We start from the raw sequence: 14,005 nt of genomic DNA, 5'->3' as shown, positions 1-14,005 counted from the left end.
AGGTGAGCTACCCGAATCCCACCTCCGGTGGGCCGCCATTGCGAGCGTTGGCGATGGTGTTGATCGCACTGGCCATCGTGTTCGGTGGACTGGGCGCGATGTCGCTGTCGAAGTCCGATGCAGACAGCTCAGGAAACGGTCCCTCGGCGTCGACGACCCCCGCCCCGCAGGCGCCGGCGAGTACACCGGTCGCGAAGCCGACCACCCCGGCGCAGGTCCCGGCCACCACCCCGGCCCCGTCGTCATCGACGACCACACCACCGACCACCACCCCCCCGCCGAGCACCACCGCGGCCGCGGCGGCCAAGTCGGTCCCGGTGCGCGTGCTGAACAACAGCTTGATCGTCGGCCTGGCCGCGAAGACCGCGAACCAGCTCACCGCCGACGGCTGGAATGTCATCGAGACCGGAAACTATCCCGGCGCCAATATCCCGAAAACGACCGCGTACTACGGCAATTCGCCGGGCGACCGAGAGGCCGCGACCGCTATCGCCCAGGAACTGGGGATCGCCGCGGAATCGAAGTCGAGCGGCCTCGGCGAGTCCTCGCCAGGTGTGACCGTCATAGTGACGGGTAACTGACAACTGGCGACCTGCCGCTGAACGGGCCTGTCACGGTACGACACGGCAGGCGTGGCATCATCTTGACCGGTAACGAACGTGTCCACCCAGCTTTACTCGTAAACTCGGTACTCGTAAAGGAGTTCCCCGATGGCCCCGTCCACAACTCGTCGCCCGTCCTGGCGGACTGTGACCCCGGTGCTCGCGGTCGCGGTGCTCGGCCTCGCAGGCTGCACCAATAGCCAGGAGTCGAGTGACGTCAAGGGAACGACCCCGCCGGTGTGGACTGGCTCCGCCGCCCCGCCCGCGAGTGACGGTCACGGCAAAGAAACGGGTACCGCCGAGGCGAACCCGGGTGTGAAGGTCGACCTGAAGGATGCCTCTGGCGTCTCGGTCGGCACGGCGAACTTCGTCAAGGACGGTAACCACCTGCAGGTCACCGTGGAGGCGCACGGCCTGCGCCCCGGCTTCCACGGCCTGCACGTGCATCAGCTCGGCAAGTGCGAGGCCAACTCGGTCGCGCCGACCGGCGGCCCGTCCGGTGACTTCCTCTCGGCCGGTGGCCATCTGCAGGTCGGCAGCGCCAACACCCACCCAGCCAGCGGTGATCTGAGCTCGCTTCAGGTCCGCTCGGACGGTGGCGCCAAGCTGGTCACCACCACCGATTCGGTGACGCTCGACGAGCTGAAGAACAAGGCGCTGATCATCCACGCCGACGCCGACAACTTCGGCAACATCCCCAACCGATATGTCCGCGCCGACGGCGTTGCCGGCCCGGACGATACGACGCTAGCGACAGGCGACGCGGGCGGCCGCGTCGCCTGCGGTGTGATCCAGTAGCGCAGGAGCCGAGATGGCCGGGGCAGGCAGAGAACACGTTCCCTTCCATGGTTCGCCCCGGCCCACCATAGGCATCGAGTGGGAGATCGCGCTCGTCGACAAGGTGAGCCGCGATCTGTCGAATACCGCTGCGGCCGTGTTCGATTCGGTCGGTGACCTGCGGGCGCACGACGGCACCCCGCAGGTGACCAAGGAACTGCTGCGCAATACCGTCGAGATCGTCACCGGTGTGCACGAGACCGTCGGCGAGGCGGTCGACGATCTGCGCGGCACCATGGACACCGTCCGGCGCGCCGCCGACCCGCTCGGCGTCGACCTGTTCTGTGCCGGAACCCATCCGTTCGCCCAGTGGTCGGCGCAGCAACTGACCCGCTCGGAGCATTACGACGAGCTGATCGAGCGCACCCAGTGGTGGGGCCGCCAGATGATGATCTGGGGCGTGCACGTGCACGTCGGAGTTTCCCACCGCGACAAGGTCTTTCCAATCCTGAACTCGCTACTGCTGTCGTATCCGCACCTGCTGTCGCTGTCCGCGTCCTCGCCGATGTGGGCGGGCTCCGACACCGGTTACGCCAGCAACCGGACGCTGATGTTCCAGCAGCTGCCCACCGCCGGACTGCCGTTCCAGTTCGAAAACTGGCGCCAGTTCGAGCATTTCGTGCACGACCAGCTCAAAACCGGGGTGTTCGAACAGCTCGGCGGCATGCACTGGGACATCCGGCCCGCGCCGAAGTGGGGCACCATCGAGGTGCGGGTGTGCGATGGGGTGTCGACCCGCGCCGAGCTGGCGGCGATGGCCGCACTGATCCACTGCCTGATCGTCGACCTGGACCGCAGGCTCGACGAGGGCGAGACGCTGCCGACGCTGCCGCCCTGGCACGTGCAGGAGAACAAATGGCGGGCCGCGCGTTACGGGCTCGACGCGATCATCATCGTGGACGACGACAGCAATGAGCGGCTGGTCACCGACGACGTGACCGACCTGCTGAACCGGTTGGAGCCGACCGCGAAACGGCTGGGCTGCGCGGACGAGCTGGCGTTCGTCGCGGAAATTCCGGAGCGAGGTGCGTCATATCAGCGGCAGCGCAAAGTCGCCGCCGCCGCGCAGGGTGACCTGATCGCGGTGGTAGACGCGCTGGTCAAGGAGCTCGACCAGTAAGTCTTACGGCGGGATCGGTCGCCAGCTGTTCAGTCGGCCGGTGGGATGGCGTTCACCCCCCGTTTACTATGGTCGACGTGCTTGTCGAAGACCCCGGTCCCAGAGTAGGAAGTGCGGCTCCGCGGTTGCGTGTGCCGCCGCCCCTGGCATGGGTCGTGGCAGGCGTTGCCGCCGTGCCGGTGCTGCTGATCGCGCTGCAACTGGTGGCGATGCGGGAAGGCTTCCAGGGTCCGCTCGGGAGTCTGTGGCAGGACTATGTCGGTACGCCCAAGTCGATGTCGGTGCCGTGGGCGGGATTGATCCTTGCGCTGGTTGGCATTTCGAACCGCCGCCGGATCATCGCACTGAGTGCCGCCGTGGCGATCGACGCGGTGTGGGCGGGCATACGTCTGCTGGCCGGTGAGTCGTTCGCGGTGGGGAACGGTCCGGTGATCGTGCTCACCGGGCTCGCACTGGTCGCCTGGCTGCGCTGGGACGGAACCGAACGGCGCAACGCGCTGCACGCCGCCGCGCTCGGCGCGCTGCTCATTCTCGCCACCAAGGTCGGTGACGTGTGGTTGCACGTCACCATCATGAGCAGCCCGACGGTGCTCGACGAATACGTACTGCTCGCCGACCACGCGCTCGGCGATCCGTCCTGGGTGATGGGCCGCGTGCTCGACGTGCTCGGGCCGGTGGTTTACGGGGTGCTGCACTGGGTCTACATCGAGTTGCCCGTCGCGGCGATCGTGGTGGCGGTGTGGCAGCTGCGCCGGGTGGTGTCGAGCGGTCGGTGGCCGAGCCACTACCTGGTGCGCACATTCCTGGTGCTCGGACTGGTCGGCCCGATCGTCTATGTGATCTTCCCGGTGGTCGGGCCGATGTTCGCGTTCGGGCCAGACGGAAACGGCCTGCAACTGGGCAACTACTGGCCGGGCGTGGTGCCGCCGCTGGACCGCAATCCGATGCCGATGCCGTTCGACTCGGTGACCCCGCGCAACTGCATGCCGTCCATGCACACCGCCTGGGCGCTCTCGGTGTTCCTGCACACCCGCCGCGACACCGACGGCGGACCCGCGCCGACCTGGGTGCGCTGGGGCGGTGCGTTCTGGCTGCTTGCGACGCTGACCGCGACCCTCGGCTTCGGCTACCACTACGGCGTGGACCTCGTCGCGGGCGCGGTGCTGTGCCTGACCGTCGAGTCGGCGCTGCGCGATCCCGGCCGAGGCTGGGGCTGGTTCCGCATCCGGCTCGTCGGGGGCGGCGCGGTGGTGCTGGCCGTGCTGCTGTTGTCCTACCGGTACCTGCCCGCCTCGATGGCCGAATACCCGGTCCTCGCGGGCACCGTCGTGCTCGCGCTGCTCGCGGGCATGGCCGCCGCCTTCCACGCCACCTGGTTCGCCGGCCAGCGGCAGACGGTGGCTTCGCAACGCGAGACCGAGACCGCCGCGCACTGAGCGCGGCGACGGGTGCGGCTCAGTCGACCTGGTCGCCGAGTTCGTTGACGGTGAGCAGGCCGTCGCGGTGGCGTTGTTCGCGGTAGGCGGTGCGGCCGATGAGGTGGGCTACCACCGGGGCGGTGAGCAGGGTGAAGAGGCCGACCAGGACGAGGGCCCAGACGTTGCCGTGGCCGAGTAGCTCGATGCCCGCGCCCGCCAGGACCAGGATCAGGCCAACCACCTGGGGTTTCGTGGCGGCGTGCATGCGGGTCAGGGTGTCGGGGAAGCGCACGATCGCGATGGACGCGGTCAGTGCCAGGGTCGCGCCGAACAGGATCAGCGCGCCGGAGATCCACTCCCACAGCGTCATCGGTGCCTCCGCGTCATCGGTGGGCTCGGTCGCAGTGTCATGGCTCGTCACTCACCCGGAAGCGGGAGACGGCGGCCGAGCCGAGGAAACCGACCAGGGCCAGCGCGATGATCGCCGGGATCACGGTGGTGTCCTCGCTGTAGGCCGCCCAGACGGCAAGCCCGGACGCGGCGATCGCCATCAGCGAGTCGATCCCGACGACCCGGTCCAGCGTGCTCGGCCCGGCGAGAATGCGATAGCTGGTGATCACGGCGGCGGCCATCAGCATGACACCGGCCACGATGGCGACAACGGTCACGGGAACACCTCCGGCGGTGGCGTGCTGGAACGCCATTCGGAATGACGCTCGAACGACGAGATGAGCAGTTTTTCCAGGCGCCGCGTCGTGCGGTAGAACTTGTCCACCGCCGCGTCGCTGCTCACGTCGAGCACATGCACGTAGACGACGCAGCGCCGCCGATCGATCTCCAGCACCATGGTGCCAGGGATCAGATTCAGCAGGTCGGTGCACAGCACCAGCACCAGATCGGATTTGGTGCTCAAGTACACCCGCAGCACGCCGGAGACCGGCGGCGGTGCGGGCCGGACCGCGAACCAGGCCACCTGCAAGCTGGACTCGATCGCGTAATACGTTGCCACCACGATCAATTCGACCATGGACAACGGATGCAGCCGCCCGTTCACCGGCACCCTCGGCAATGGCAGCGCCACCATGATCAGCGCGCCCACCGCGAGCCCGGCCAGCAGATTGGCCACGCTGAGATCGCCCCACAGCGCGATCCATACGACGGTGAGCCAGCTCAGCACGCCGATCCGCACCACGGTCTCGCGGCTCACCCCGCTCATCGGCCCGCTCCCGGTTCGGCGGCCGAATTGCCGAGGACCGCGGTGATATACACGCCGGGATCACGCAGATCCGCGGCCGCTCGGTCGGCGATGCCGAGGATCGGGCCCGCGAGCACGGTCAGGCTGAGCCCGACGGCCACCAAAGCCGCCGTCGAGCCGACCATCAGCAGCGGCATGCGGCCGGGATGGGTGCGTTCGTCGTAGAGCACGTCGGTCGAATCCTCGATCAGCGACGGTGGTTTCGCGGCGGTGAGATGGCCTTCCGGCGCCTCGGCGCGCGGCCGCCAGAAGGCCTTGCTCCACACCCGCGCAATGGCGTACAGCGTGAGCAGGCTGGTCAGCACCGAGCCCGCCACCAGCGTCCAGGCCAGCACGCTGCCGTCCGCCGCACCCGCCTGCAACAGCGCGACCTTGCCGATGAATCCCGAGAACGGCGGTATACCACCGAGATTCAGCGCGGGAATCAGGAACAGTACGGCCAGCAGTGGACTCGCGGTCGCCAAGCCGCCGAGCCTGCGCAGCGAGGTCGAGCCCGCCTGCCGTTCGATCAGGCCGACCACCAGGAACAGTGCCGTCTGCACCAGAATGTGGTGTGCCACATAGAAAACCGCACCGGCCAGCCCGGCCGTGCTGGCCAGCCCGACGCCGAAGATCATGTACCCGATGTGGCTGACCAGGGTGAACGACAGCAGTCGCCGGATATCGCTCTGCGCGATCGCGCCGAAGATGCCGACCAGCATGGTGAACAGCCCGCAGACCAGCAGGATGGTGTCGAACTCGCCGCCGGGGAACAGCAGCGAGTGGGTCCGGATGATCGCGTACACACCGACTTTGGTGAGCAGACCGGCGAACACCGCCGTGACCGGCGCGGGCGCGGTGGGGTAGGAGTCGGGCAGCCAGTTCGACAGCGGGAACACCGCCGCCTTGATGCCGAACGCCACCAGCAGCACCGCGTAGATCGCCGTACGGGTGCCCTCTGGCACCGCACCGAATCGCTGGGCCAGCTGGGCCAGGTTCAGCGTGCCGGTGGCCGCGTAGGTCATGCCGATGCCGGTAAGGAAGATCAGCGAGGCCAGCATGGACACCATCACATAGGAAACCCCGGCGCGGATCCGTTCCTCGGTACCGCCGACGGTCAGCAGTACGAACGACGCCGCCAGCAGGATCTCGAAGCCGACGAACAGGTTGAACAGATCACCGGCCAGGAAGGCGGCCGAAACGCCACCGGTCAGCACCAGGTAGGTGGGCCGGTAGATCGAGGTGGGCTGGCGCTCGTCGCCGTCGCGAATGTTCTGTCCCGAACCGTAGAGGGCGACGGCGAGCAGCACGATGGACGAGACCAGCAGCATCCCCGCGGACAGCCGGTCGACCACCAGCGTGATGCCGATCGGGGTCTCCCAGTTGCCGACCTGCAGCGCCGTGGTGCCGTCCCGGTCGACCAGATACAGCAGCAACCCGCAGATGACGACCACGCCGCTGAGCGCGCCGAGCATCAGCGTGCGCTGGGTCCGCGGCCTGCGCCCGAAGACCAGGGTGCCAGCGGCCGCGAGCAACGGCACCAGTACGGGCAGCGGCATCAGGATCGGCAGCAGGCCGGGGGAGAGGATGAGGCTCAATCTTCCGGGTCCTCTCCCGCACGCCGGCGGGCGACGTCGATGTCTTCCTGATCGTTTCCGACATCGTCGGTGGTGGTGAGCATGAAGGAGCGATAGGCGAGGGCGAGCACGAACGCCGCGAGCCCCATGGTGATCACGATCGCGGTGAGCACCATGGCCTGGGCGAGCGGGTCGGCGGTGTCGCGCTGGGTGGTGTCGGTCTGGCCCTGGATGGGTGCCCGGCCGTCGGGGCCGCCGAGGGTGATGATCAGCAGGTTCACCGCGTTGCCGAACAGGATCATGCCGAGCAGCATCTTCGACACCGCGCGTTCGAGGATCAGATACACGCCACAGGCGACCAGTACCCCGATGACGACCAGCAGCGTGAGATTGGCGGTCATTGCGCGGAACCTCCCTTCGCCGAGACGGTTTCGCTCACCGGCAGCTCGCTGTCCAGTCGCGCGCCGAGGCTGCGCAGCACATCGAGCACCAGGCCGACGACGATCAGGTAGACGCCGAGATCGAAGAACAGCGCGGTCACCAGTTTGAGGTGACCGAGCACCGGCAGCGTCACCTCGAAGATCGCCGAGGACAGCGGTGGCGCGCCGAAAAACAGTGAGGTGACGGCGGTTCCGGCGGACAGCGTCAGACCGGCGCCGAGCAGGTGCCCCGCGTCGACCGGCAGCGCCTCGCCGAGTTCGTAGCGGCCGCCGGCGAGATAGCGCAGCGTCAGCGCGAGCCCGGCGGTGAGGCCGCCCGCGAAGCCGCCGCCCGGCGCGTTGTGGCCGGAGAAGAAGAAGTACACCGAGAGCACCATGATGGTGGGGAACACCAGCCGGGTGGTGATCTGCATGACCATCGAGCGGTCCGCGCGATCGACCAGCCGTCCGGCGGGCAGCCAGCTCACCAGATCCGGGTCGTAGTGCGGCGAATCCGCGGCGCGCGGCGCGCTGCCGAAGCGGCGGCTGCGGAACACCAGTGAGGCGACGCCGGTCGCGGCGACCACCAGCACCGAGATCTCGCCGAGGGTGTCCCAGGCGCGGATGTCGACGAGCAGCACATTGACGGCGTTCTTGCCGCCGCCGAATTGATATGCGGCATCGGGGATTCGGTGCCAGATCGGTTCGGCGGTGCGGGCGGCGACGGCGAACGCGCCGAGCACCGTGACGGCCGTGCCGACCAGCCCCGCCAGGATCGCTCGGCGCGCCTTGAACGCGGTCGCCTTGCTCTCCTCGATTTCCGCCGGGAACGCGCGCAATACCAGCACGAAGATCACCAGAGTCAGTGTCTCGACCAGGAATTGGGTCAGCGCGAGATCGGGCGCGCCGTGCAAGGCGAAGATCACGCCGCAGCCGTAGCCGGTCACGCCGACGACGAGCACGCTGGCCAGCCGGTTGCGCAGCACCGTCGCGCCGAGTGCCATGGCCACCATGATCCCGCCGATCACCGCCTGTAGCGGCGAATCCCACAGGCGCAGTTCGACTCCGGTGCGGGTGCCGAGGGCGAGCAGAACCGACGGCAGGATGATCAGCGTGCCGAGGATGGTCGCCTGGCTCAGCGGCAGCGATCCGCGCTGCACCGCCCCGGTCATTCGCAGCGACAGCCGGTCCATGGCGCGCAGGGTGGCGTCGTAGGCGCGGTCGGCGTTGCCGAGTCGCGGCCGCGTGGGGTCCCTGAGTCGATCGCGCAGTTGGAACAGCGCGATGCCGCCGACGATGACCAGAACCGTCAGCGCCAGTGGGAGAGTCACGCCGTGCCACAGGGACAGCGACGAAAGCAGGTCGGCGGTAAAGGTTTCCGCGTATGGGCTCAGCAGGCGGTCCATCCACGGAGCCGCCAGACCGGCGGCGAGGCTCGCCACCGCGAGGATCGCGGGTGATGCCACGAACAGCGCCCCAGGTGCGTGCCACCCGCCGTCCGCTGGCACGTACTGATCTCCGCTGCCCGAGTCATCGGAATCCACTGTCGGCCGGTGTTTTTCGGCGGCGTAGTCGGCGACCCGGCGAACCCGATGCGCGCCGTGCGCGGCGGGCCGCGCGATCTCTTCTTTGTCCGCGAAAGCGCCCCAGACGAAGCGAATGCTGTAGCCGACGGTCAACATCGACCCGAGCACCACACCGACCGCCAGTGCCACCCGGGCGGGCTCGGCGAGGGTATCGGTGTCCAGGATCGCGGCGAGCGCGCTTTCCTTCCCGACGAAACCGACCAGCGGCGGGATCCCGGCCATGCTCAATGCGGCCAGCACCGTGATGCCGCACAGCACCGGCGCCCGGCGTCCCAGCCCGGACAGTCGGCGCAGATCGCGGGTGCCCGCGCCGTGATCGATGATCCCGACGACCATGAACAGGCACGCCTTGAACAACGCGTGCGCCACGATCAGCGCGATACCGGCCAGCGCCGCGTCCGGCGTGCCGATGCCGACCAGCACGATCAGGAATCCCAGCTGGCTGACCGTGCCGAACGCCAGCACCAGCTTCAGATCGACGACTTCGAGCGAGCGCAACCCGGCGAGCAGCATCGACGCCACCCCGAGGGTGAGCACGAGCGGATGCCAGACCGGGTTGTCCGCGAACACCGGCGCCAGTCGCGCCACCAGATACACACCGGCCTTCACCATGGCGGCGGCATGCAGGTACGCGCTGACCGGCGTCGGCGCCGCCATCGCGCCGGGCAACCAGAAATGCAGCGGCACCACCGCGGACTTACTGAGCGCGCCGATCAGGATCAGCACCACCGCGACATTCACCGCGAGGCCCGTCGGTGGTTGCGCGCGGGCCAGCAGATCGGAGAGCAGGTAGCTGTCGTTCGCCTCACCGAGGATGATCAGGCCGACCAGCATGGCCAGCCCGCCCGCTGCGGTCACCAGCAGCGCCTGGATGGCCGCGCGCCGACTGTTCGCCTGCTCGGCATTGTGGCCGACGAGCAGGAACGACAGCACTGTCGTCACTTCCCAGAAGACGAAGAGCAACAGCATGTTGTCGCTGGTCACCAGCCCGAACATGGCCCCGGTGAAGCCGACCAGCTCGGCGGCGAACACCCCGAGGCGGGGTTCGTCGTCCTCGAAATATCGGGCGCAGTAGCCCAAGATCAGCGCACCGATGCCGAGCACCAGCACCGACATGACCGCGGCGAGCGAATCGAACCGCAGATCGATGTTCATCTCGATGCTCGGCGCCCACGCCAGCCGAACCCGCTGTGTGCTACCCCAATTCGCGAACACCCAGCCGAGGCTGCCGAGCGGGACCAGCGCAAGCACGTAGAAAGCGTTGCGCCCCAGCGCCCTTACCCACAGCGGTGCGACGAGCGCGGCTGCGGCGAGGGCAAGCAGGATTGCGAGCAAACTGCACTCCGTCGGGTAGGGGCGGCGGGGTTGCGCGGGACAATCCTACGTGGAGCCTGGCGCTTTCCGGGGTTGCGCCGGGTATGGCGTCGGCCATGATCTGCTGGTGGGGCTATGCATCCGCTAACGCTGCATTCGCCGCGGACCCGGTCGGCTGTGGCCCGCCGCGTGGCCGGAAGTGGTGCAGCACGGCGATGCCGACCGCGCTGCCGAGGACGATCGCCAGCGCGGCGCGTCCCGGTGTCGAGTCGTGTGCCGCGGGGTCGGGCAGCTGCCAGCTCTTGCTGTCGTCCGGCAGTGCGGTGATGACCGTCGGCAGGTACAGGGCGGTGATCGCCAGCACGCCGCTCGGGGCGTACCGCGGCCGGGCGGTGCTGCAGCAATAGCCCGCGGTGAGGGCGAGTATCGCGCTCCCGGCCGAGAAGAGCACCCAGTTGCTGTCCGGCGGGGTGCGGATGGCGAAGACGGTAATTCCGGTGAGGAGCGCGATGGCCAGCGCCACCGAGGGTCGGCGGGCACCGGCGAACATGCCGATGGCGGTCAGCGCGAGCAGCGGCCAGACGCTCCAGCCGGGCCGGACGGCGTAGCCGAAGGCGTCGGCGGCCGCGGTCAAGCTGACCGCCAGATAGACGGCGCACCCGTCGCGGCCGGGCAACAGCATGGCCGCGGCCGTCGCGGCGAACACCGTGGCCGCGGCGGTGAGCCCGATATCGACCGCGTGGTCGATGGCGGGTGCGTCGGTGAACTGCCGGTGCAGCCATTCGGTGACGGCGAGGATCACCAGGGCGAGCACCATCGCCGCGAGGATCGGCGCCACCGGAAGCTCGATCGACATCCTCGGCGGCTCGGGCTCGCCGGTGCTCGACCGATTTCGCAGCGTGCTGATGATCAGCAGCGTCATCGCCAACCCGATCAGCCAGCTCGGTGGGGTCTCCAGCACGGCGAACGGATCCTCGTCGATATCGAGGAACTCCGCGAGGTCGCTGAACACGAAGAACCCGACGCCGCCGATGGCGAAGCCCGCGGCGGGCAGCGGCTTGCGCAGCACCGCGACGCCGAGCGCGCCGAGCAGGATCCCGGCGCACACCGAGTCGACGTAATTCTGCGTGGTGAGCATGTCGGCAGACGAAACATGGCGGCCCGCAATGTGATTGATTAGCTGCGCCACCGAGCCGAACGAGGCGGCAACCCACGCCACCGCCGGTCGGGCGGTGGTGCCGACGACCACCGCGACGGCGACGGCGACGATCACACCGATCGCCGCGCCGCGCGGCACGCTGTTGATCAGGCTGGAAATCTGATACGGCGTGCTGTCCCTGATCGAGCTGAAGGTGATCGGCAGGAACAGCGTCACGCCCGCGACCGCGGCTCCGAAGAAAGCCGTGACCGTATCGAACGCATCACCGATCCGCCGCACCTGCCGAACATACCTGGGCCCGCCCGGCGCGACTGCGATTGCCAGCACTTCGCCAGCGCATGTCTAAGCTGTGGAAGCGCCAGATAGTGGCCATTTACGGCATGTTGCCGACTTATCGGCAACGGCTATAGGTAGCGACCTTCGCTGCTGGTGGGCTGGCCCCTCGTTTCCGCGTAGCGACGCAGCGACTCGACCTGCAGCGCGTCCAGCGAGGGCCGGACCACCGCCCGCGCCGCCGCTACATCCGCCGCGGTGACATCGGCGGCGTCGAGATCGCGACGCATCGCGGTCAGCGCGGCCTCGCGTAACAGTGCGGCACAGTCCGCCGCGGAGTAGCCGTCGAGCTTGCGGGCCAGGGCGGCCAGGTCGACGTCGTCGGCCAGCGGCACCGACCGACCCGCCGTCCGCAGGATCTCCAGCCGCGCCGCACCGTCCGGCGGCGGCACGAAGACCAGGCGTTCCAGCCGTCCCGGCCGCAGCAGTGCCGGATCGATCAGCTCGGGCCGGTTCGTCGCGCCGAGCACCACCACGTCGCGCAGCGGTTCCACTCCGTCGAGCTCGGTGAGCAGGGCGGCGACCACCCGGTCGCCCACTCCGGAATCACCGCTCTGGCCGCGCCGCGGGGCCAGCGCGTCCACCTCGTCGAGGAAGATCAGCGACGGCGCGGAATCGCGTGCGCGCTGGAACAATTCGCGCACCGCCCGCTCGGACGAGCCGACCCACTTGTCCATCAGCTCGGCGCCCTTCACCGTGTGCACGCTGAGCTGGCCGGTGCTCGCCAGCGCCCGCACCAGGAAGGTCTTGCCGCAGCCGGGCGGGCCGTAGAGCAGCACGCCGCGCGGCGGATCGATGCCGAGGCGGGCGAACGAATCCGGGTGGCGCAGCGGCCACAGCACCGTTTCGGTGAGGGCCTGCTTGGTCTGCACCATGTCGCCGACCTCGTCCAGGCTGAGGCTGCCGATGGCCAGTTCGTCCATGCCCGAACGGGACAGTGGCCGAATCACTTTCAGCGCGCCGAGCAGATCCGGTTGGGTCAGTTGCGGTTCGGTGTGGTCCTTGCTGGCCCGCGAGGCCGCCCGCAGCGCCGCCTCCCGGCACAGGGCGGCGAGGTCGGAGACCACGAATCCGGGTGTGCGCGCGGCGATCTCGTCGAGCTCGAGCTCCGCCGTCGGCACCCGGCGCAGCAGCTGCTCCAGCAGCGACTTGCGCACGGTGGCGGTGGGTAGGGCGAGGGCGAGTTCGCGGTCGCACAGGTCGGGCGCGCGCAACCGCGCGTCGATTCCGGCGGGGTGCGCCGTGGTGGCGAGGAAGGCGACGCACGGTTCGGCGACCGCGGCCCGCAGCTGATCGAGTATGAGCGTGGCGACCGGTTCGGCCTGCGCGGGCAGCAGCGCGTCGATATCGGTGATCAGCAGGATGCCGCCCTGGCCGGAACCGACATCGGCCACCGCCTTGGCCACCTCGCGCAGCCGGGTGCCGCTCTCGGCGGCCCCGATCGTCGGGCCGTCCAATTCGACGAGGCGGCGCGGCGCGGTGACCGCGCGCGCCAGGGTGGCCTTGCCGACGCCCGCCGGGCCGGTGATCAGTACGCCGAGACGCGGTGTGGCGCCGAGAGTTTTGAGCAACTCGGGTTCGTCGAGCGCGAGGCTGAGCCATTCGGTGAGTTTCGTCGCCTGGCTGTGCGCACCCGCCAGGTCCTTCACGGTGATCTGCGGATCGGTTTGCCTGATGGGCGCGCTCCTGCCGTCCGGTGCGCCGTTGGCGGTGGCCGCTCCCTCGAAGGCGGCGGCCTCGGTGGCGCCTCGGGAAGCCTCGCCCGGCGGGATCGGAATCCCGGCCATGGCTCGGTCGGCGGCGTCCCTGGCCGCCACCACGCCCGCGCCCCAGACGACCGCGGTATTCGGCTGAACGCTCACCGGCCCGCGCGGATCGGTGGCGGTGACGGTGAGCAACTCGGTGGTCCAGGCGATGCCGAAGGTGCGCGACAGTGCCTGGGCGGCCGCCGCGGAGCTGATATCGGGACCGAGATCGCGCGGCAACAGCGAGACCGCGTCGCCGACGGTCACCACCTTGCCGAGCAGCGCCTGCCGCAGCGTCGCCGCGGGGATGGTGCGGGTGGCGTGCACCGAGCCGCTCACCGAGATCTGCCTGGCGCCGTACACCGTCACCGGCGCGACGACCACCGTCGCGTCCTCGCGCAAGCCCGCGTTGGACAGCGTCACGTCGTCCAGCAGCGCGACGCCGGCCGGCGAACCCGCCGGTGCCACGCCGACCACCGCGGCGGTGCGCCGCGATCCGACGAGCCCTATGCCGTCCCACTCGCGCAGCCCGAGCGCGGTCAGCGCCTCGGGGTGTAGTCGCACCACGCCGCGGCGTGCGTCGGCCGCGGAGGGATTCAGTCGAGCGGTGAGCGCCAGTTCTGCCACCGTGCCATTCTGCCGCGCCGGAGCGCGGCCGTGG

General features: G+C 69.2%; 12 protein-coding genes. 4 read left to right on the top strand and 8 right to left on the bottom strand.

Annotation, left to right across the window (positions count from 1 at the left end; translation table 11 throughout):
* Nucleotides 1-2: 2 nt before the first annotated feature.
* From KV110_RS38860 to KV110_RS38845, 4 genes are all read left to right on the top strand, one after another.
* Nucleotides 3-581, top strand: coding sequence for a LytR C-terminal domain-containing protein (locus KV110_RS38860; RefSeq protein WP_218472078.1), 579 nt, complete (start codon nucleotides 3-5; stop codon nucleotides 579-581).
* Between the two features lie 129 nt (nucleotides 582-710).
* Nucleotides 711-1,400 (top strand): superoxide dismutase[Cu-Zn], encoded by a 690-nt coding sequence (gene sodC, locus KV110_RS38855; protein ID WP_218472077.1) that lies wholly within the window; start codon nucleotides 711-713, stop codon nucleotides 1,398-1,400.
* A 13-nt stretch (nucleotides 1,401-1,413) separates the two neighbouring features.
* Nucleotides 1,414-2,559 (top strand): glutamate--cysteine ligase, encoded by a 1,146-nt coding sequence (locus tag KV110_RS38850; RefSeq protein ID WP_218472076.1) that lies wholly within the window; start codon nucleotides 1,414-1,416, stop codon nucleotides 2,557-2,559.
* A 68-nt stretch (nucleotides 2,560-2,627) separates the two neighbouring features.
* Entirely contained in the window at nucleotides 2,628-3,995 is a 1,368-nt protein-coding gene (locus KV110_RS38845; protein ID WP_218472075.1) for a phosphatase PAP2 family protein, read from the top strand.
* Nucleotides 3,996-4,014: 19 nt separating this feature from the next.
* Here KV110_RS38845 and mnhG read toward each other — a convergent pair whose 3' ends face one another.
* The 8 genes from mnhG to KV110_RS38805 form a co-directional block, all read right to left on the bottom strand.
* Nucleotides 4,015-4,347, bottom strand: a complete 333-nt coding sequence (gene mnhG / locus KV110_RS38840) for a monovalent cation/H(+) antiporter subunit G (RefSeq protein ID WP_218472074.1) — start codon at nucleotides 4,345-4,347, stop codon at nucleotides 4,015-4,017.
* Nucleotides 4,348-4,384: 37 nt separating this feature from the next.
* A complete protein-coding gene (locus KV110_RS38835) occupies nucleotides 4,385-4,645 on the bottom strand; it encodes a monovalent cation/H+ antiporter complex subunit F (RefSeq protein ID WP_218472073.1) in 261 nt (86 codons plus the stop codon).
* Nucleotides 4,642-5,184, bottom strand: coding sequence for a Na+/H+ antiporter subunit E (locus KV110_RS38830; protein ID WP_218479433.1), 543 nt, complete (start codon nucleotides 5,182-5,184; stop codon nucleotides 4,642-4,644). The genes KV110_RS38835 and KV110_RS38830 overlap by 4 nt, the downstream gene beginning before the upstream one ends.
* Nucleotides 5,185-5,189: 5 nt before the next feature.
* The gene (locus tag KV110_RS38825) at nucleotides 5,190-6,770 is read right to left on the bottom strand and encodes a Na+/H+ antiporter subunit D (RefSeq protein WP_218479431.1); all 1,581 of its coding nucleotides are present in this window, start codon (nucleotides 6,768-6,770) and stop codon (nucleotides 5,190-5,192) included.
* A 35-nt stretch (nucleotides 6,771-6,805) separates the two neighbouring features.
* Nucleotides 6,806-7,189, bottom strand: coding sequence for a Na(+)/H(+) antiporter subunit C (locus KV110_RS38820; RefSeq protein WP_218472072.1), 384 nt, complete (start codon nucleotides 7,187-7,189; stop codon nucleotides 6,806-6,808).
* Nucleotides 7,186-10,128 (bottom strand): Na+/H+ antiporter subunit A, encoded by a 2,943-nt coding sequence (locus tag KV110_RS38815; RefSeq protein WP_218472071.1) that lies wholly within the window; start codon nucleotides 10,126-10,128, stop codon nucleotides 7,186-7,188. Before KV110_RS38815 ends, KV110_RS38820 begins: the two co-directional genes overlap by 4 nt.
* A 112-nt stretch (nucleotides 10,129-10,240) precedes the next feature.
* On the bottom strand, nucleotides 10,241-11,545 hold the full coding sequence (locus tag KV110_RS38810) for a hypothetical protein (RefSeq protein ID WP_218472070.1): 1,305 nt from the start codon (nucleotides 11,543-11,545) through the stop codon (nucleotides 10,241-10,243).
* A gap of 125 nt (nucleotides 11,546-11,670) precedes the next feature.
* Nucleotides 11,671-13,971, bottom strand: a complete 2,301-nt coding sequence (locus KV110_RS38805) for an AAA family ATPase (RefSeq protein WP_218472069.1) — start codon at nucleotides 13,969-13,971, stop codon at nucleotides 11,671-11,673.
* Between the last annotated feature and the right edge of the window lie 34 nt (nucleotides 13,972-14,005).

The organism is Nocardia iowensis (assembly GCF_019222765.1).
Classification (GTDB): Bacteria; Actinomycetota; Actinomycetes; order Mycobacteriales; family Mycobacteriaceae; genus Nocardia; species Nocardia iowensis.
This window is presented reverse-complemented; position numbering and strand designations above follow the sequence as displayed.

Excerpts from the sequence above, each read along its gene's own strand:
- KV110_RS38850 (WP_218472076.1), top strand. The coding sequence starts at position 1,414 with ATGGCCGGGGCAGGCAGAGAACACGTTCCCTTCCATGGTTCGCCCCGG.
- KV110_RS38825 (WP_218479431.1), bottom strand. The coding sequence starts at position 6,770 with ATGCCGCTGCCCGTACTGGTGCCGTTGCTCGCGGCCGCTGGCACCCTG.
- mnhG (WP_218472074.1), bottom strand. The coding sequence starts at position 4,347 with ATGACGCTGTGGGAGTGGATCTCCGGCGCGCTGATCCTGTTCGGCGCG.
- KV110_RS38845 (WP_218472075.1), top strand. The coding sequence starts at position 2,628 with ATGGTCGACGTGCTTGTCGAAGACCCCGGTCCCAGAGTAGGAAGTGCG.
- KV110_RS38820 (WP_218472072.1), bottom strand. The coding sequence starts at position 7,189 with ATGACCGCCAATCTCACGCTGCTGGTCGTCATCGGGGTACTGGTCGCC.
- sodC (WP_218472077.1), top strand. The coding sequence starts at position 711 with ATGGCCCCGTCCACAACTCGTCGCCCGTCCTGGCGGACTGTGACCCCG.